Origin of the sequence: Psychrobacter sp. P11F6, from assembly GCF_001435295.1 — a bacterium.
Lineage (GTDB): Bacteria > Pseudomonadota > Gammaproteobacteria > Pseudomonadales > Moraxellaceae > Psychrobacter.
Genome location: NZ_CM003594.1, coordinates 2654700 through 2673125 on the forward strand (window position 1 = coordinate 2654700; position 18426 = coordinate 2673125).

Below are 18426 nucleotides of genomic sequence, written 5' to 3' on the forward strand. Positions count from 1 at the left end.
ATTAAGACAAGAGAATAAATATGTACGATGATAATAATATAAAAGCCTTACGGGAACGTATGGTTGCTGCAAACCCCGATCTTGGTCATGCTGAAAATAATGATAAATGGTGGCTACTTGGAACGTCTGGCTGTCATTTGTGCGACATCGCGAAGCAAGTGCTGATTCAATTTCAAGCCGTACAGCCGATTACCTATCAACAGGTCGATATCGCACATTTCGATGAACCATTGATGATGGAATTTGCCACCACTATTCCGGTGATTTTGACACCATCAACACGATTAAACTATCCATTTTCAGTCATGGATTTACAGCAACTTTTCATACAATCATAGCAAGCCTACAATAAAAAACGATGTAGTGAGAACATAATGAAAAATTTGAGCAAAATCACTGAAATTGAAGACCTGCGCCGCGTTGCCGAACGTAAAGTACCGCGTATGTTTTATGATTATGTCGATTCAGGCTCATGGACTGAGACGACTTATCGTAGCAATGAAACCGACTTTGACCGTATCAAGTTACGCCAGCGAGTATTGGTAGATATGGACAATCGCAGTCTAGCAACCCACATGATTGGCGAAGAGGTAAAAATGCCCGTCGCCATCGCGCCCACTGGCTTTACCGGTATGATGTGGGCGGATGGTGAGATTCATGCCGCGCGGGCAGCAGAAAAATTCGGCATACCGTTTTCGCTATCGACCATGAGTATCTGCTCTATCGAAGATATTGCCACTCATACCAGCAAGCCCTTTTGGTTTCAGCTATATGTGATGCGCGATCATGACTATGTGGCCAATCTCATTCAACGGGCGAAAGATGCCAATTGTTCGGCGTTGATTCTTACCGCGGATTTACAAGTGCTGGGACAGCGCCATAAGGACATCAAAAATGGCTTGTCTGCACCGCCTAGACCTACACTTGCCAATATCGTCAACTTGATGACCAAGCCTCAGTGGTGTATGAATATGCTGGGCACCAAACGTCATAGCTTTGGCAATATCGTCGGTCATGCGAAAGGCGTCGATGACTTATCTTCTCTCACCGCTTGGACGGAAGAGCAATTTGATCCGCGCTTGAGCTGGGATGACGTGGCACGCATCAAAGATATGTGGGGCGGCAAATTAATTATTAAAGGTATCATGGAACCTGAAGATGCCATTATGGCTGCTCGTAGCGGTGCCGATGCACTGGTCGTCTCAAACCACGGTGGTCGTCAATTAGATGGCGCCCTCTCCTCCATTTCTGCCCTATCCGATATCGTACAAGCTGTGCATGCTGAAGATAGCGATATCGAGGTGTGGTTAGACAGCGGTATTCGCTCGGGTCAGGATGTACTAAAAGCGCGCGCATTGGGTGCAAAAGGCACGATGATTGGTCGCGCTTTTCTTTACGGTCTGGGCGCTTATGGCGAAGATGGCGTGCGACGTGCGCTGGAAATCATCCATAAAGAATGCGATCTATCGATGGCATTCTGTGGTCACACTGATATCAATAATGTCACCACTGATATATTGGTAAAAGGCATTTATGAGAACCTCAAAGTTGCTAATCGTTAAACATGTCATTAAAACGGTCGTTAAAACGATCCACTATTAAGAGTACTAGTCGTTTAAGAGTACTAGTCGTTAAATCATAATGTCATGCAGATGTATGACATTATTTGACCATACCCTTTATACTCTATTTATAACATTCTAATGATATCTCACCTTTATGACCATTCAACAATTATTAAAAACAGCCCCTGTCACCACGCTGTTACTAGCCAGCTTTATTGGGTTATTCATCATGCAAGTACTGACAGGCGTCGATGCCAATAATCCATCGACTGAGGCGCTCTTAAAATGGGGTGCCAATGCATTGCCATTTACCATGGGTGATGAGCCGTGGCGCTTGGTCAGCAGTGCCTTTTTACACATCGGCTTGATGCATTTATTGTTTAATGGATTTGCCATGTATTTCTTTGGGCAGATTGCCGAGCCGATGTTTGGCTCAGCCAAGTTTTTGGCATTGTTTTTACTGGCGGCGATCGGGGGCAACTTACTGAATAACTATGTCACGTGGCACAGTATTGTAGAAGGAACTGGTCAACCGGGTCTATCGGCTGGGGCGTCAGGTGGCATCATGGGTATCGGCGCAGCACTATTAATAGCCGCACTGTTTAAAATATCGGTCAATGGGATGGTACTCAATCTTAAAAGCTTGATATTTATCATGGGCATCAACCTTGTTTATGGTTTCGCCGTACCGGGTATCGATAATGCAGGGCATATCGGCGGCGCGGTGACTGGCTTAGTGATTGCACTGGCGTTCGCAGTCGCCTACCGTCAGCGTATGACAATAGCGTTACAGAATACGCCTAACCCAGCTACTTATGAAGACCGTTATCGAACGACTTATATCAATTTTCCAGTAAGCAGCGATACTGACTCTTCTGCTAATAACGAGCACTTTAATAATGCTGATTTTGACAATAACAGCAGTTTCCACCCCGACTCTGCTGTAAAATCACACTTAAATACTCATGCTAATCACAGCCACCTTAGTGAACAAGAAACACCGACCAAATCTATCCTTATTTGGCAATTACTACCATGGCTAATGATGCTACTGATTAGCATTGGCTTTATTTGGTGGTGGCAAGATATTCATGATCAAATACTACAAGTATTAAAAACCATTGAGTAAACCTTCATAGTTATTTATCATTGCTAAATAGTTCATGATAACAGCTTACTGGTTAGGTTTTTCTTACTCGCTTCTTGCTATAAGTCAGAGTACTTTTAAACCGCTACGGTGTTACCCGCCCTAGATGTACTGAGTTTACTATCTGCGGTCGGTCGCCTTGTAGCGATTCTAAGACTCCTTGACTATACACGATTGCCCCCAATTATTTCATCCATTTATGAGACTTTATTATGTTTAAACCTGTAGCGCTACCTCATATTTCTACGCGCGTCATGCTTAGCGCATTAACGGCTACCGCGTTATTTAGTGTCGCCAGTATGTCCAATGCTGCACTTTTTAAGGACAATTTACCTACTGACCAAGACGCTGTATTAAGCGTAGGCGTCAACGTCATAGCCGTCAACTCAGCCTACGATATGGAAGACAGCCTTGATGTACGTGTATTGCCGGGCGCGTTTTATGACAACAATAGATTCTATGTGCGCGGCGCCCAAGCGGGTGCTTATATCATTAATGATGGCAAAAATCAGCTGTCGGCTTATGCTCAGCTCGCTGGCAACGATTTCGATCCTGATGATGCTAGAGGCGCATTACAAGGTCTTGATGAGCGTGAAGCGTCAGTCGCTGCTGGTCTTACTTATTTGCGCCGCACGCCCGTTGGTGGTTTCCGTGCTCAAATCGCGACTGATGTTTTAGACCGTAGCGGTGGTAACACAGCTCGCTTGACGTATCTTGCTAGAATTACAAAAGACAAGCTAACGGTCTATCCAAGCATTGGTTTTGAATACAACGATGCTGACTATAATGAATACTATTATGGCGTCAGCGAAAAAGAGTCAGCGGAAACAGGCGTCGCGGCTTATAAGTCCAATTCGAGCTTAAATCCTTACGTTAACATTAGTGCCAACTATGATTTCAATGAACGTTGGGCATTGTTTGCCAATCAAAGCTTAAGCTATTTGCCGAATGAACAATACGATAGCCCAATGGTTGACTCGCGTACTGAGTCAACCTCGACGCTTGGTTTGCTGTATAAGTTTTAATTCAGCTTAGATTATTATTAAAAAAGACCTTACTACATCGTGTGGTAAGGTCTTTTTTAGCTTTAAATGTAGATACAAAGCGCACCCAGTAAACCGATAAAGTATATAGTTCTTGAAATCATTGATTGTAACGATACTACTTTACAAGTTTTAGAGATTAAATATCAAAAATCTAAGCACTTTTCTCAGATTTTTAATCTTGACTACTCTTATCTTTATTAATTGTAAATATCATTTTATTGTAATCGTTACTACTTTCAAATTTAAAGCTTACTCTCTCAGTATCGTATTTTAAACCCTTTTCATCAAAATCTTGAGCACTTAGGTTTCCCCACATGTCCTCATAGCAAATAGCAAATACTTTATAGTCAAGCTTTTTACCGCTAAGAAAATAACTTCCAAAACTCTTCTGAGAAAGCGTGTTAGATATTCCTGATAAAAGAGATAATATTACATCGTTATCAGTAGTGGACTCAATACCATACCATCTATGGACTGTAAACTTAATCTCACTATATTTAATTCCATTGACTGTAAGCTCTTTCTTATCTAGATTATTTATATTATTATCCATATTAATAAAGTTTTTAATGAAGGAAGCAAACTCTACTCTGCTCATTTTTGATAGTAGTTCATTGTTTGAAATCGATTCACGAAAAGCGTCAAATGCATCTTGAAGAGTCGAGCCGTCTGATTTATCCAATAGCTTAATAAAGTCTGTATTACTCATTTGATCTTTAAGATAATGTTCTGACTTATGTTTAAAATAATAGCACTTATAAGAAACGCATAAAGCTATTAAATTCGGCTTAGTATAAAAAGCACTTTCGTTTTTTTTATAGCGTACTAGTTCACTACCTTTAATATCGCTAGAGAATGAAAACAGTACAGTAGGTGAAGTACCTCCAATTGATCCAAATCTTTCAAACTTTCCAATAGTTGTTTTAAGTTCTTTAGAGTTCAACGTACTCTTAACTTCGAAAATATATTTTACAGCTTCTATAGGAACAAAAGTTAAATCCTCTTTTATATATGGAGGAAGTATTTCATCATTATATATTAGAATATCACTTTCATTTGATTGATCGCCTTTGGAATTTTCTGTAACACCTTTAGTAAGCTTAAACTTCTGAGGAATTACATCTTTTATTAGTAACAATATACCATTTTCATTCAATCCACCCTTTATTCCTTGATGTACAACACTCTTATTTACCTCAAACTCACCTTTGAGGTTATTTATTTTGTTATTAAATGATTTAGAGATAATACTCATACTTAAAGACCTTGAAAATAGATAATGCTGATGATTAGTCCATAATATCACTGTTGATAGTTATCATTTCTACTTACAGTGTACTAATGCAAATTAACTCGCTATAACAAAGCTTTTTTAACTCTAAGTGAATTAGTACCCTGTTAGTTTATGTAATAAAAAAACAGAACTAACTTTAAAACCCGAACAAAAAAAGACCTTGCCACATTACATGACAAGGTCTTTTTACTATTCTAAGAAGTCTTTAATAGCCTACTTAGGATGTACCATATCAGCAGGAATTACCCACTCATCAAATTGCGCTTCAGTTAATAGCTCTAGCTCAACCGCCACTTGCTTCAAAGTCTTATTTTCTTTATAAGCCGTTTTAGCGATTTTTGCTGCATTCTCATAACCAACATGACGGTTAAGCGCAGTCACTAGCATCAATGAATTGTGCAAGAAGTCATCGATTTTATCTTTTACTGGCTCGATACCAACAGCACAGTTTTCGTTGAAGCTATTGCACGCATCACCAAGCAGCTTGATAGATTGCAATAAGTTAAAGGCGATTACTGGCTTATAAACGTTTAGCTCAAAGTTACCTGACGCGCCTGCCATGCTGATAGTGACGTCGTTACCCATCACTTGCGCCACAACCATCGTCATTGCTTCTGACTGGGTTGGGTTCACTTTACCCGGCATGATAGAAGAGCCTGGCTCATTTTCAGGAATTGTCAATTCGCCCAGACCACAACGAGGACCAGATGCCAACCAACGTACGTCGTTAGCGATTTTGTTTAAGCTAGCGGCTAGCGTTTTTAGTGCGCCAGAAGCAAATACTTCCGCATCACGAGCCGCTAGTGCTTCAAATTTATTCGGTGACGTTACGAACGGCAAGCCTGTTAATTCAGCCAATTGCTCAGCTGATTTTACCGCATAATCAGGATGGGCGTTTAGACCCGTACCAACCGCTGTACCGCCTAGTGGCAATTCATATAGACCTTGTAGCGCGTTATCGATACGAGTCAATGAATGGTCAAGTTGACTTACATAGCCGCTAAATTCTTGACCTAAAGTCAAAGGCGTCGCGTCTTGTAAATGCGTACGACCAATTTTAACAATGCTATCAAATTCTTTCGCTTTAGCAGCCAAGGTATCACGTAGTGCTTTTACGGCTGGAATCAATAAACCGTTGATTTCACGCGCAGCGGCAACACGAATCGCCGTTGGGAAGCTGTCGTTGGTAGACTGTGCATGGTTTACATGATCATTTGGGTGAATTGGCATGTAGCTGCCGCGCTCAGAACCAGCGATTTCGTTGGCACGGTTGGCTAGTACTTCATTCATGTTCATGTTTGACTGGGTGCCAGAACCTGTCTGCCATACCACTAATGGGAACTGATCGGTTAAACCACCGTTGATGACTTCGTCAGCGGCTTGCACGATTAAATCGCGCTTGTCAGCGTCGATACGCTCAAGGCTAGCGTTGGTAATCGCAGCGGCTTTTTTGACCAGTGCCATTGCTTCAATCATTGGACGCGGCAACGTCTCGCCACCGATTTTGAAGTTTTCACGGCTACGCTGAGTTTGCGCACCCCAATAAGCGTCAGCTGGGACTTCCACGTTGCCCATGGTATCTTTTTCGGTACGAGTTGCCTGATTCTGTGTCGACATAACTACCCTCTTTAATGGTTTGTTGTATAGCTGCTATGAAAAAAGTGCAACACACGCTGCACATAAAGGAAAATACGCTGTAAAGTGGCGTTATGATAGCATGACTAGACCGTGTTGAATATTCACAAATAGCCATTGCTACTCTCTACAAGCAACAGCCATCATCAATTTAATACATTATTGGATAGTCTATCTATGCATCCTGAGTTAAAAAATTCTGAGTTTCAGACATCTACCGTTAGCAATCCGCCGAGACGGCAATTTACTCGCCAGCGTCGTCAGTTAACAGATGGGGAGCGCAGCCAATACGCGCGCATGGCAAGTTTGCATTTAGTTAAGTTGCAACAGCGCTTAGCACCGCGTGCGCGTATTGGTTTATATTACGATGGCTTTGGCGAATTACCTACTCAGCCACTATTGGATTGGTGTCAACGCTTAGGCTATTCATCTTACTTACCAGTCGTTGGCTCACTTGGTCGTACTAGCAATAACAGCGATGATAAACATCTACGCTTTGTGCCTGTTTATCAATCAAAGCTGCTCAATATACCGACTCGCATTCATAGCTTAGGCATGAAGCAAAACCATCATCGCCGTCTACTTTGGGCACGAGAATTAGATGTGATTATTTGTCCGCTCGTGGCAGTAGATCTCAACGGCAATCGTATGGGCATGGGTGGCGGCTTTTATGATACGACGCTTGGTTACAGCTATCGATCAGGGGCAAAAAAACCGTTAAAGATAGGCTGGTGTTATGATTTTCAAGTGGTTGAACAATTACAGCGGCAACCGTGGGATGTGCCACTAGATGGCTTAATTACCCCAAGTGGCTTGAGGTGGTTTTGATGAAAGAGGATAAGCAAGCGATGGATACTAACTCTAGCGCTGATCATGTGGATGAGTATTTGCAAATGTTAGGTAACGAGGACGCTAGAGAGGTGCGTTACTATAGTCAAGAGCAACCTTTTAGTTCTGAGGAGATGACACGGCTAGTCAATGAAGAGCGTCTGAATAAACTGATGGCGCAAAGCGATGCGTTTTTGCGTAGTTTTAATGATGGGATAAAAGATTTTGAAAATGACAATAAAGACCCATAGAGGATTTGCAAAGACAACAATGAGCTACTTTCGCTCAAAACCACTAAGGGTAGTTTTTGCTATCTTGTGGATCATTTTCGTCGGTCTTATTATCACTTTAGGTTTTAGCACAGATCCCTATTTACTTCACGTTCAGAATATTCCTCTTCCGCATCCCTATCCTATAGAATTAGTCGTTATATTAATAATAGGAATGCTGTTTCATTTAAGCTTACTGGTGACTATGGATGTATATATGGATAGTCGCTGGAAGTTTTTCACTATGCTGGGGACTAGCATTTTATTTTTATTTGGTTTCGGTATGATGGCGATGCATGCACCGCCGTCATTAAGTGGGATGATTTTTTGGACGTTTTTGTCCTCTTTACTATTTTTATTGCTTTGCTTTTGGCAGGTCTATTTATTTGTTTTAAGGCGATTTTTTCGTAGAGAATCAGTTTAATAACAAGGTAATTGACATTTTAAAGCTGGGTTAAAAACCCAGCCTACACCAAACTCTACTTAACTTTGATAGCCTACAACACCATCGCTGCAATCCAACCAAATATCAATAATGGAATGTTGTAATGCAAGAATGTCGGCACCACACTGTCCTTGATATGGTCATGCTGACCGTCGATGTTTAGACCAGAAGTAGGTCCAAGAGTCGAATCTGATGCTGGAGAACCTGCATCACCGAGCGCACCAGCCGTACCAATAATCGCCACGGTTGCCAATGGCGAAAACCCTAACGAGATACATAGCGGTACATAAATCGCCGCCAAAATAGGAATGGTTGAGAATGACGAACCAATACCCATGGTCACAATTAAACCAATTAACAGCATAATAAATGCAGCTATCGCTTTATTACCTGCGAATAATGACGCGGCACCATCAACTAATGGCTGAATCTGCTCAGTTGCTTTCATCACTTCTGCAAAGCCTTGCGCGGTAATCATAATAAAGCCGATCATCGCCATCAGCTTGATACCGTCATTAAAGACCGTATCAGCTTCACTCCATTTAACGACGCCCGTCGCCATAAAGACGCCAAAGCCAAACATAGAGCCAAGCAAAAGTGAGTCGGTATACATCTGCACCACAAATGCCGTCACAATCGCGGCAAGCGCCACCAACGTTTTCATCTTACTTTGTGTTTGCACACTAGCTGCGGTTTTGCTTAACGCGTCACCCTCTAACACTTCATCATGCGCAGCTTTATCAATTGCTAGCTGCTGATACTGGCGCGGTTTACGGTAGCTGATAAATACGGCGACGAGCAAGCCTACAAACATACCCAAAGCCGGAATTGCCATGGCTTTGGTGACTGAGATGTTGCTGATATCAATGCCTGCTTCGCCAACGTTTTTCAGCATGATTTGATTGAGATAAATATCGCCAAAGCCATACGGAATAAACATGTAAGTGGTCACAAGACCAAAAGTCAGTAGACAAGCAATTAAACGTCTATCGATGTGCATGCGATTGAAAGCGAGTAATAATGGCGGTACTAGCAATGGAATAAAGGCAATATGAATAGGGATTAAGTTTTGGCTAAAGCAGCTCATGGTGATTAAACCTGCAAACAGCATGTATTTAATCATGCCACTGGTGCCGCCCGCATCAATGCGTTTGATCACCGCCCCTGCCAGTGACTGTGGCAATCCTGAATGCGCAATCGCCACTGCAAAAGCCCCAAGCAGCGCATATGACAGCGCAATTTGTGCGCCATTTCGGATACCTTCTTGAAAGGCATTCAAAGTATCGGTCATACCCAAACCAGCGATGAGTCCGCCTGCCAGCGCACCGATTAATAAGCTGAGTACCACGTGTACACGCGCCAAAGACAGCCCTAGCATGATGACGACTGCCAGCAGTACCGCATTGATGGTCATATATTGCCTCTTATTCTGTCTGCTATAGCCTGATTAAGACCTATTAATATCTCATGGGCGATGGATATCACCCTCGCCTCTAAACCGCTTGACGCTAAAACCACCGTTTAAGACGCGCGTCAGTTTACCTTATTTTGCACACAAATCCTACGCACAGAACCCAATAGGTGTTAGCTACGACTTCTTACCCATGCTCTGTATACATTGAATTTCAGCTAATATTTAAAATTATGAATAACAATATGACTCGCAGTCTTTAGATAGATATAACTATTTTGCGCAGATAAGCGTGTGACTTTGCCTACAAGCCTTGCAATTTTATCGGTGAGCACCATTTATCTAAACATGAACCACGAACTTGACTTTACAAGTCTGGTGAACGAGGAAGAATATATGAGTGAACATAAAATTGCCCAAGACAATATCGACATCGATGTCGACGTTTCATCTACTGTTGCTGATGATCAAGAGCGAGACAGCGCGCCTAACGATACGACAGATGATGTAGCTGTAACAGCTGATCGCGTTGAAGATGGTGATAGCAAAGATAGTGATGATAAAGATAATGAAGACAAGGACAACACTGTTGAAGACGATGACGCGAAAGACGATAGTATAAAAGGTGACGGTACAGAAAACTATTTACCACTACTGGCATTGCGCGATGTTGTCGTTTATCCGCACATGCAGATTGCCTTGTTCGTCGGTCGTGAGCCATCGGTAAAGGCCGTTGAATTGGCACAGGCTGAGTACGGCAATAAAGTCTTGGTCGTGGCACAAAAAGACTCGCTGACTGAAGACATCGATCAAGATAACTTGTATCAATACGGTACGGTTTGCCGCATCGTCAGTACCATGCCGCATGACAGTGATGAGAACTGCATCAAAGTATTGATCGAAGGTCAATATCGTGCGCGCGTTGATACTATAGAAAATCACGACACATTATTGATGGCAAACTTTGAGCGTGCTGACCTCGATGTCAGTATGGATGAGAGCCAGCAAAAAAATACCATTCAGGCTTTGACCACGCTGTTTGAAAGCTATGCGGATGCGCGCCTACGAAATGCACGTGAGCTAACTCGTGTGGCCAAGCGCATTGATGACTTGCTTGAGTTGGTATATTTCATCTCGACCCGTGTATCGATGGATTTAAATATTAAGCAATCATTCTTAGAAAATGATGACCTTAAAACCCATATCAATACCTTAACCGAATATTTGGTTAAACAAAGCGCTGAACAAAATATCGAGCAAGATATCCAAGAAGCGGTCCGTCAGCAAATGGAAGACAATCAGCGCGAATACTTCTTAAACGAGAAGATGAAAGCCATTAAAAATGAGCTGTCAGATATGAATGACGGTGCGTTCGATGGCGAAGATGATGTGGCTGAGCTAGAGCAGCGTCTAGAAGATGCCGACTTGCCAGAAGATGTGCGCAAAAAAGCGGATCAAGAGCTGAAAAAACTCAAAATGATGCCACCTGCCTCGAGTGAATCGTCAGTGGTGCGCAACTATATTGAATGGATTTTGGACACACCGTGGAATGCCACAACCAAGGTTTCCATCAATTTAGAAAAAGCAAAAACGGTATTGGACGAAGATCATTACGGCTTGCAAGATGTGAAAGATCGCATCTTAGAATACCTCGCCGTACAATCACGTGTGAAAAAACTCCGTGGTCCGATTCTTTGTTTAGTCGGTCCTCCAGGTGTTGGTAAAACCTCATTAGGCGAGTCGATTGCCCGTGCGACTGGTCGTAAGTTTGTGCGTATGGCGCTTGGCGGCGTGCGTGATGAAGCAGAGATTCGTGGTCATCGCCGTACTTATATCGGTGCGATGCCGGGTAAAATTGTCCAATCACTGGCCAAAGTTGAAGTTAAAAACCCGCTATTCTTATTGGATGAAATCGATAAAATGGCGCAAGACTTCCGCGGTGATCCAGCATCAGCATTGCTTGAAGTGTTAGATCCGTCACAAAACGATACCTTTAACGACCATTATCTCGATATGGATTTAGATTTATCGCAAGTGATGTTTATCTGTACTGCCAACAGCATGGATATCCCGCCTGCCCTACTTGACCGGATGGAAGTCATTCGTCTGCCGGGTTATACCGAAGAAGAAAAGGTCAATATCGCACAGAAGTACTTAGTACCAAAAGCCATTAAGAATAACGGTCTCAAAGAAGGCGAAATTGAGATTGTAGAAGCGGCATTGCATAGCATCGTGCGTAGCTATACCCGTGAAGCCGGTGTGCGTAACCTTGAGCGTGAAGTCAATAAAATCTGCCGTAAAGTCGTTCGCGGTTCGGTTGAAACCCATGGCGCACGTGCTCCGAAGAAAGCAGAACGTCAGCTAATCGTGGTCGATGACAAAAACATCGATGACTATCTAGGTGTGCATCAGTACGACTACGGTCTAGCAGAAGAAGAGCCTGAGATTGGTCGTATTACTGGTTTGGCGTGGACGCAAGTTGGTGGTGAGCTACTTACTATCGAAGCGGTGGCGATGAAAGGTAAAGGCGAGCTGAGCTTTACCGGTTCACTCGGCGATGTAATGAAAGAGTCAATTCGCGCTGCGATGAGTGTGGTGCGTGCTCGCGGAGACAGTTTGGGTATCGACTACGAAACCTTTAAGACGACTGATGTCCACGTCCATATGCCAGAAGGTGCCACGCCGAAAGATGGCCCATCGGCTGGTGGTGCGCTAACGACAGCGTTAGTATCCGCTTTAACTGGTATTGCTATTCGTCCAGATATCGCCATGACAGGTGAGATTACCTTACGTGGTAAAATCCTACGCATCGGTGGTCTAAAAGAGAAGCTACTTGCTGCGCATCGCGGTGGTATCAAGCATGTGTTGATTCCAGCGACCAACGAGCGTGACTTGGCCGATATCCCTGATAACGTGAAAGCTGGTCTGACCATTCAGCCAGTGGCAACGATTGATGAGATATTAAAAGTTGCTTTGGTCAGTATGCCAGTGCCGCTTAAACCAGCTAAAGTGACGGTTGATAAAACCTCAAGCAAAGCGCTGCATAACTAATCTGATTAGTTACTAATCCAGTCTTATAAATCAGAAAGCCGCTCATCATAACGATGGGCGGCTTTTTTTTGGCAAAAATAAAGACCACTCTTAATAATACCTTATACTATATTTTAGACAAATGTTTATTAATTAGGAAAGTGCAATGTTAAATCATTTACGGGTACCTCTAGTTGTAATAAGCACATTACTACCCCTCGCTTTGTTAGGCTGCCAAACCAACAACCTTAATCATTCAGCACAAACCAGGACCGTTATCGACGATAAAAACTGGTCAGCGACCACGCTCGAATCCAGACTGTTTCAAACCACCACAAAATATGAGTGGCAATTAACCTATGTCAGCGATGATAAGGGTCGAATCAAGGCTTTTAACCAAAAGCTGCCTTTGATAATGGAGGTACATCCAAGCCTTTTAACATTTACAGAAGGCTGTCAACGTCACCAAGTTTCTTTTGATATGTGGTTACCATTACCGTACCTTTACGGGCAAATCAATGTCAGAGAACCATCTGATAACTGCACCACAGTAAACCATTCAATTATCGAAAACTTGAGTAATAAAAACACAATCAAAAACAAAACAGGAAATGTCGTAAATAGTGTTTTTATACCCTATTTAGATACAGCTTTCAGATTTGATCCAGTACTAGCAAACTCTGCACAGAGTTCTAACAAGACATTAAAACAGCTGGCTCTAAAAACCAATAAAGGAAAAACACTGATTTTTTCGGGTACGCCCAAGCCTGAATATCGTGTGGCGGGCATACCGCTTACCAATGAATTATTAGAGCGATACCAATGGCGTCTTATTAGTGCAACTGACGATACCAATAAAACTATTAATAAATTTAATCGTCCAGATGTACCTATTACTGCAAATTACAGACTTGGTTCACATGATTATAGCAATCCTCAGCAAAGTAGTTTTAGCCAAGGTGTTGGGTTTTCTGTCGGATGCAATGGGGCTGGTGGGTCTTATGCTTTATCTACTAATCAAACGTTGCTAATTGGTGGCAACCCTTCAACGATGGTAGGGTGTGGTGATGACATTGATGATATTGAATCAAGTCTTAGCCGCCTAATGCTTTATAGTTCTAGTCAGTTAACACTGATCAATCTTGATACGCAGAGAGTATCTAATCCTTCTGATAATTCTGAATCCAGCTATCTCCTTACTCAAAAGTTAGAATCAGGCGAAACTTTAGTATGGCAAAACGAAGTAAAGAAAATACCGTAAACAATTTTCAAACCCATACGATACTTACATTTATTAACCGATTGTTGCGCATTTGATGAATAACTATATCTAATCCTTAGCTATACTGATGACGACATTAACGAATGTTTATAGAAATCAAAAGGTACTTACCTATAAACCTTTAAGAGTTAGCTTTTTATCAAAAATAACTAAGTATTAAAAATAATTGGAGATAATAATGAATAAGACGATGCTTACAAGTGCCCTATTATGTGGTTCAGCGTTAGTAATGACGGGTTGCCAAACCGTCGAAGGTCAAATGCAAACCGGTAATCCACTGAGCCAACCTGCGCTAAAATCTACGATAAATGCAGTCGCTGGTAATAAAAATGAAGTGGGTCAAGTATTCCTACGTCCAGTTGATGGCGGCGTACAAGTTTACGGTAAGCTGATGAATTTGCAGCCGGGCAAAACAGTATCATTACATATTCATGAAACCGGTAGCTGTGCTGATATGGGTAAAGCGGCAGGTGGTCACTTTAATCCAGATAATAAACCACACTCTAACCCTGACGACATGAATGGTCATGCTGGCGACTTGCCTAACCTGACTGCCAATGCAGATGGCGTGGCTACTATTAACTATGTGAATAAGAAAATCTCTGTCGCTGATGCAGGTAAATACAGCGTTAATCGTTTGGCCTTTATCGTGCATAGCGGTGCTGACGACTATACTAGCCAACCAGCTGGTAATGCAGGCGACCGCGTTGCTTGCGGTATCATAGAGAAGAACTAATAGCATCTGAACTTAGCTGTTATTGATATCACAAATATGAATAGCACAAAAAAGACCTCTTAGATTCTAAGAGGTCTTTTTTGTTTAAAGTTTTATAGCTTAAAACAATATGGGTGATACAGAATCTCATATATTAACAATCAATCATCAAGATAAAAAGTAAAGGAGACTTACTCCTCTACCCACTTGCCATTACGCCAATACACACCCCAACGTGTGGCCTTACCGTTTTTCTCAGAGCCGATATATTGCTCTTTCTTCTTACGTGACCAGCGTAGAATGGTTGGATTACCATCTGGATCTTCATCTGGACCTTCAAACAGATACTGGAATTTATCTTCCATTTTATCTTTGATTTCGCGTAGCTCAGCCAGCTTTGGTGCACGTGTCTCGCGTACTTTCGGGAATTTAGACGCCGCCAAGAACATCCCAGCTGCCCCTTCACGCAAGATAAAGTAATCATCGTGCTTGGTTGATTTCAGCTCTGGCAGATGAATAGGATCCATGCGCGGCGGTGCGGCTTCGCCTGTTTTTAGCACTTTACGCGTATTATCACATTGCTGACAAGCGAAGTAAGGACCAAAACGTCCCGTCTTTAGCTCCATTTGTCCATCGCACTTATTACAGTCAATGGTTGGAGAATCAGAGCCAGGCACTTCGAACTTGCCTTCTTCTAAGACATAACCATCACAATCAGGATTGTTACCACACACATGCAGTTTCAGACCGCCATCGACGATATAACCATTCATTGCCGTGCTACATTTCGGGCAACGCTTTTTCTCCATCAAATCGCGAACTTCTGCCGCTTCATCATCACCTTCTGCCTCATCAAGATTGGCAAAAGCTTCGACGGGCATTAAATTCTTAGTGCCTTTACAGCGCTCTTTTGGCGGTAAATTATAGCCAGTACACCCTAAGAATACACCCGTTGAGCCAGTACGTAATTGCATTGGACGATCGCAAAGATCGCAATGCACGTCTGGTACGTCAGTTGGATCATTTGGACGCATGCCGTCTTTTTCTTTGGCGCGATCAAGCGTTGTTTTGAAGTCGCCATAGAAATTATCGAGGACATCTTTCCAATCTGTATCACCTTCTGCGACATGGTCAAGCTTGTCCTCTAGCGCGGCGGTAAAGGTATAATCCATCAAATCTGGGAAGCTTGCGGTTAGTCTGTCGGTGACGATATCACCCATTTTTTCAGCAAACAGGCGCTTGTTCTCAAGCTTCACATAGCCGCGATCTTGAATGGTCGAGATGATAGACGCATACGTCGATGGACGACCGATGCCTTTTTTCTCAAGCTCTTTCACCAAACTTGCCTCGGTATAGCGCGGTGGCGGCTTGGTGAAATGTTGACTCGGATCGAGCTTATCTAGTATTAGTTTATCGCCTTTTTTGACATCCGGAAGCAAAGTATCGTCAGTCTTCGCTGGTGGCATAACCTTGGTGTAACCATCAAATACTAACGTACGACCACGTGCTTTTAACTCGACATCATTGGCAGCGACGAATAGATTCACTGACAAGTATTTTGCTGGCAGCATCTGACAAGCGACAAACTGACGCCAAATCAGCTCGTACAGGCGGATGGCATCACGCTCAACCCCTTTAAGCTGCGTTGACTTCATATTGACATTAGATGGACGAATCGCCTCATGCGCCTCTTGTGCGCCTTGTTTGTTGCCGTAGAAATTTGGCTTTTCTGGTACGTATTTTGCGCCATAGCTATCTTCAATATAGCCACGTACCGCAGCAAGTGCATCACCAGATAAGAAAGTCGAATCGGTACGCATATAAGTAATATGACCCGCTTCATATAAGCGCTGTGCCAAAATCATGGTCTTTTTAACTGAAAAGCCCAATCGTGTGCTGGCTGCTTGCTGCAATGTCGAGGTGATAAATGGCGCACTCGGACGCGACTGCGTTGGCTTCTCTTCACGCTCTTTGACGATAAAGTCACTTGAGTTAAGAATTTCTAAGACTTTATCTGTCTGCTCTTTATTGATGAGCTTAAGCGTTTTGCCGCCTTGCTTGGTCGCCTCTAAGCGAATCGCAATTTGCTCAGCGTCCTTTTTGCTATTGGCAACGTGAGTATCGGCATGAATTTGCCAATACTCTTCTGGGATAAAGGCGCGAATTTCATGTTCTCTTTCTACGACCAGACGCATAGCAACGGACTGGACGCGACCTGCAGAGAGACCGCGAGCAACCTTTTGCCACAGCAGCGGCGATACCATGAAGCCAACGACACGGTCTAAAAAGCGCCGCGCTTGTTGGGCATTGACACGATCGATATCAAGTTTGGAGGGCTGCTTAAAGGCATTTTGAATGGCAGATTTGGTAATCTCGTTAAAAACCACACGCTCATACTTACTGTCAGCGCCGCCGATGACTTCTTTAAGATGCCACGCAATCGCCTCCCCCTCTCTATCCATATCCGTTGCCAGATAGATTTTGTCAGCGTCTTTGGCTAAAGCTTTAAGCTCTTTAATGACCTTAGTTTTATTTGGTAATACTTCATAAACTGCTGCCCAGTCATGTTCTGGATCGACGCCCATGCGCCGTACCAAGGCTTGCTGGGTTTTTTCTTCTTTGCTTAGACTGTCATCTTTTTTAGTCGTTGTTGGTTTTTTTGCACTTTTGCTTGCGCCAACCGGTAGATCACGGACATGACCAATACTGGAGCGCACGATAAAGTCATCGCCAAGGTATTTATTGATTGTTTTTGCCTTGGCAGGTGATTCTACAATCACCAAAGACTTGCCCTTTGGACTGCCTTTGGGATTACCAGCAGCGGGCGCTGGACTTTTTTTGGTTGCGGTTTTTGCCATATGTGACGACACCATTATTATATGAGTAAATTAAAAGTAAAAATAAATACAGCAGCATGGCAATTTATAATTGTGAGTTATAGTAGCGCGGTGAATCATTATAGTAATAGCTGCTTAAAAAAACGTTTATAAAACAAACAATAACCATAAGATAAAGAGTCAGTTATAAAGACGTTACACTGCTAAGCGTTACACTGTCAACTGTAAATGACTGAGAGTTTGCCAAAAGTTCTTGCATATTGCTTATAAATGGAGATTAAAAAATGATTTTCTACCTTGTAGCCGTTTTATAGGCGCTTTTGCATCTCTGACGCCCATTGTTCAAGCTGTTTTTTGAGCACCAACAAATCTGCTTCAATCAATTTTTGCTGATAAGCGGGATTGGATGAAGGACGCACATAAGCGATATCTTCCCAATAAATCACGATACTATTCGCCTTAGTCAGCAAACCTTTAACAAATGGCTCAATACTGACTGGCAAATCTAGCGGTGCTTTATCCAAGCTAAAATTGGTCTTTTTGACAATCGTATTATTAGTGCTGTTATTAGCACGAATCGCACTTGGAATCGTGAGCTTAACATCATCTTTGCTTGTATCGACAAAACTACTATCTGGTCGCCATTGCCCATCAATCACTTGATAGCGCGTGTGCGGCAGCTGCACATCATCTAACACTAAACAGTATTGACCTAACATTCCACGCCCATATTCGTTGTCTTTACCTTTGATCCAATCAGGACAACTCACCAGCTTTGGATTCAATTGTAAACGACGCGCGGTCATGCGCAGCTTATCCAAACGCTGATCGATACCGTTAGGTTTGAGCGCCATCATACTCCCTAATACAAATAGTACAATGATAACGCCAATGAATGTTCCCATGATGGTCCGACCTTTTG

At 42.7% G+C, this 18426-nt stretch carries 15 protein-coding genes; 10 read left to right on the top strand and 5 right to left on the bottom strand.

Annotated elements, in window-relative coordinates; all coding sequences use genetic code 11:
* Nucleotides 1-20: 20 nt before the first annotated feature.
* The 4 genes from AK822_RS10895 to AK822_RS10910 all read left to right on the top strand — a co-directional run bounded on the left by AK822_RS10895 (nucleotide 21) and on the right by AK822_RS10910 (nucleotide 3737).
* Nucleotides 21-338 carry a glutaredoxin family protein gene (locus AK822_RS10895; protein ID WP_060491658.1) on the top strand — a complete coding sequence of 106 codons (318 nt, stop codon included), beginning with the start codon at nucleotides 21-23 and terminating at the stop codon, nucleotides 336-338.
* Between the two features lie 36 nt (nucleotides 339-374).
* Nucleotides 375-1562: an alpha-hydroxy acid oxidase gene (locus AK822_RS10900; protein WP_060491659.1), complete on the top strand. Its 1188-nt coding sequence runs from the start codon at nucleotides 375-377 to the stop codon at nucleotides 1560-1562.
* 157 nt (nucleotides 1563-1719) lie between these two features.
* Entirely contained in the window at nucleotides 1720-2694 is a 975-nt protein-coding gene (locus AK822_RS10905; protein ID WP_060491660.1) for a rhomboid family intramembrane serine protease, read from the top strand.
* Nucleotides 2695-2924: 230 nt separating this feature from the next.
* Complete coding sequence (locus AK822_RS10910) at nucleotides 2925-3737, top strand: MipA/OmpV family protein (RefSeq protein ID WP_060491661.1); 813 nt, start codon at nucleotides 2925-2927, stop codon at nucleotides 3735-3737.
* Nucleotides 3738-3930: 193 nt separating this feature from the next.
* Here the strand turns inward: AK822_RS10910 and AK822_RS10915 are convergent, their stop codons facing one another.
* Both AK822_RS10915 and fumC read right to left on the bottom strand, forming a co-directional pair.
* Nucleotides 3931-5013, bottom strand: coding sequence for a DUF6602 domain-containing protein (locus tag AK822_RS10915; protein WP_060491662.1), 1083 nt, complete (start codon nucleotides 5011-5013; stop codon nucleotides 3931-3933).
* A gap of 252 nt (nucleotides 5014-5265) precedes the next feature.
* The gene (gene fumC / locus AK822_RS10920) at nucleotides 5266-6669 is read right to left on the bottom strand and encodes a class II fumarate hydratase (RefSeq protein ID WP_060491663.1); all 1404 of its coding nucleotides are present in this window, start codon (nucleotides 6667-6669) and stop codon (nucleotides 5266-5268) included.
* A 195-nt stretch (nucleotides 6670-6864) separates the two neighbouring features.
* Here fumC and AK822_RS10925 point away from each other — a divergent pair, with 195 nt between their 5' ends.
* Genes AK822_RS10925 through AK822_RS10935 form a run of 3 tightly spaced genes read left to right on the top strand, consistent with a single transcriptional unit; the run spans nucleotide 6865 to nucleotide 8208 of the window.
* Nucleotides 6865-7515 carry a 5-formyltetrahydrofolate cyclo-ligase gene (locus AK822_RS10925; RefSeq protein WP_060491664.1) on the top strand — a complete coding sequence of 217 codons (651 nt, stop codon included), beginning with the start codon at nucleotides 6865-6867 and terminating at the stop codon, nucleotides 7513-7515.
* Nucleotides 7515-7766 (top strand): hypothetical protein, encoded by a 252-nt coding sequence (locus tag AK822_RS10930; RefSeq protein ID WP_060491665.1) that lies wholly within the window; start codon nucleotides 7515-7517, stop codon nucleotides 7764-7766. The genes AK822_RS10925 and AK822_RS10930 overlap by 1 nt, the downstream gene beginning before the upstream one ends.
* On the top strand, nucleotides 7747-8208 hold the full coding sequence (locus AK822_RS10935; RefSeq protein ID WP_060491666.1) for a hypothetical protein: 462 nt from the start codon (nucleotides 7747-7749) through the stop codon (nucleotides 8206-8208). The genes AK822_RS10930 and AK822_RS10935 overlap by 20 nt, the downstream gene beginning before the upstream one ends.
* Nucleotides 8209-8281: 73 nt before the next feature.
* On the opposite strand, the gene AK822_RS10940 is transcribed toward AK822_RS10935, so the two are convergent.
* Nucleotides 8282-9643, bottom strand: coding sequence for a Na+/H+ antiporter family protein (locus AK822_RS10940; protein ID WP_060491667.1), 1362 nt, complete (start codon nucleotides 9641-9643; stop codon nucleotides 8282-8284).
* Between the two features lie 393 nt (nucleotides 9644-10036).
* Here AK822_RS10940 and lon point away from each other — a divergent pair, with 393 nt between their 5' ends.
* The 3 genes from lon to AK822_RS10955 all read left to right on the top strand — a co-directional run bounded on the left by lon (nucleotide 10037) and on the right by AK822_RS10955 (nucleotide 14688).
* Nucleotides 10037-12691: an endopeptidase La gene (gene lon, locus AK822_RS10945; protein ID WP_228139018.1), complete on the top strand. Its 2655-nt coding sequence runs from the start codon at nucleotides 10037-10039 to the stop codon at nucleotides 12689-12691.
* A 145-nt stretch (nucleotides 12692-12836) separates the two neighbouring features.
* Nucleotides 12837-13931, top strand: a complete 1095-nt coding sequence (locus AK822_RS10950; RefSeq protein ID WP_060491668.1) for an META domain-containing protein — start codon at nucleotides 12837-12839, stop codon at nucleotides 13929-13931.
* A 199-nt stretch (nucleotides 13932-14130) separates the two neighbouring features.
* The gene (locus tag AK822_RS10955; protein ID WP_060491669.1) at nucleotides 14131-14688 is read left to right on the top strand and encodes a superoxide dismutase family protein; all 558 of its coding nucleotides are present in this window, start codon (nucleotides 14131-14133) and stop codon (nucleotides 14686-14688) included.
* Between the two features lie 170 nt (nucleotides 14689-14858).
* Here the strand turns inward: AK822_RS10955 and topA are convergent, their stop codons facing one another.
* Nucleotides 14859-17525: a type I DNA topoisomerase gene (topA, locus tag AK822_RS10960; protein ID WP_060491670.1), complete on the bottom strand. Its 2667-nt coding sequence runs from the start codon at nucleotides 17523-17525 to the stop codon at nucleotides 14859-14861.
* A 287-nt stretch (nucleotides 17526-17812) separates the two neighbouring features.
* Complete coding sequence (locus tag AK822_RS10965; RefSeq protein ID WP_055125173.1) at nucleotides 17813-18409, bottom strand: hypothetical protein; 597 nt, start codon at nucleotides 18407-18409, stop codon at nucleotides 17813-17815.
* Nucleotides 18410-18426 lie beyond the last annotated feature (17 nt).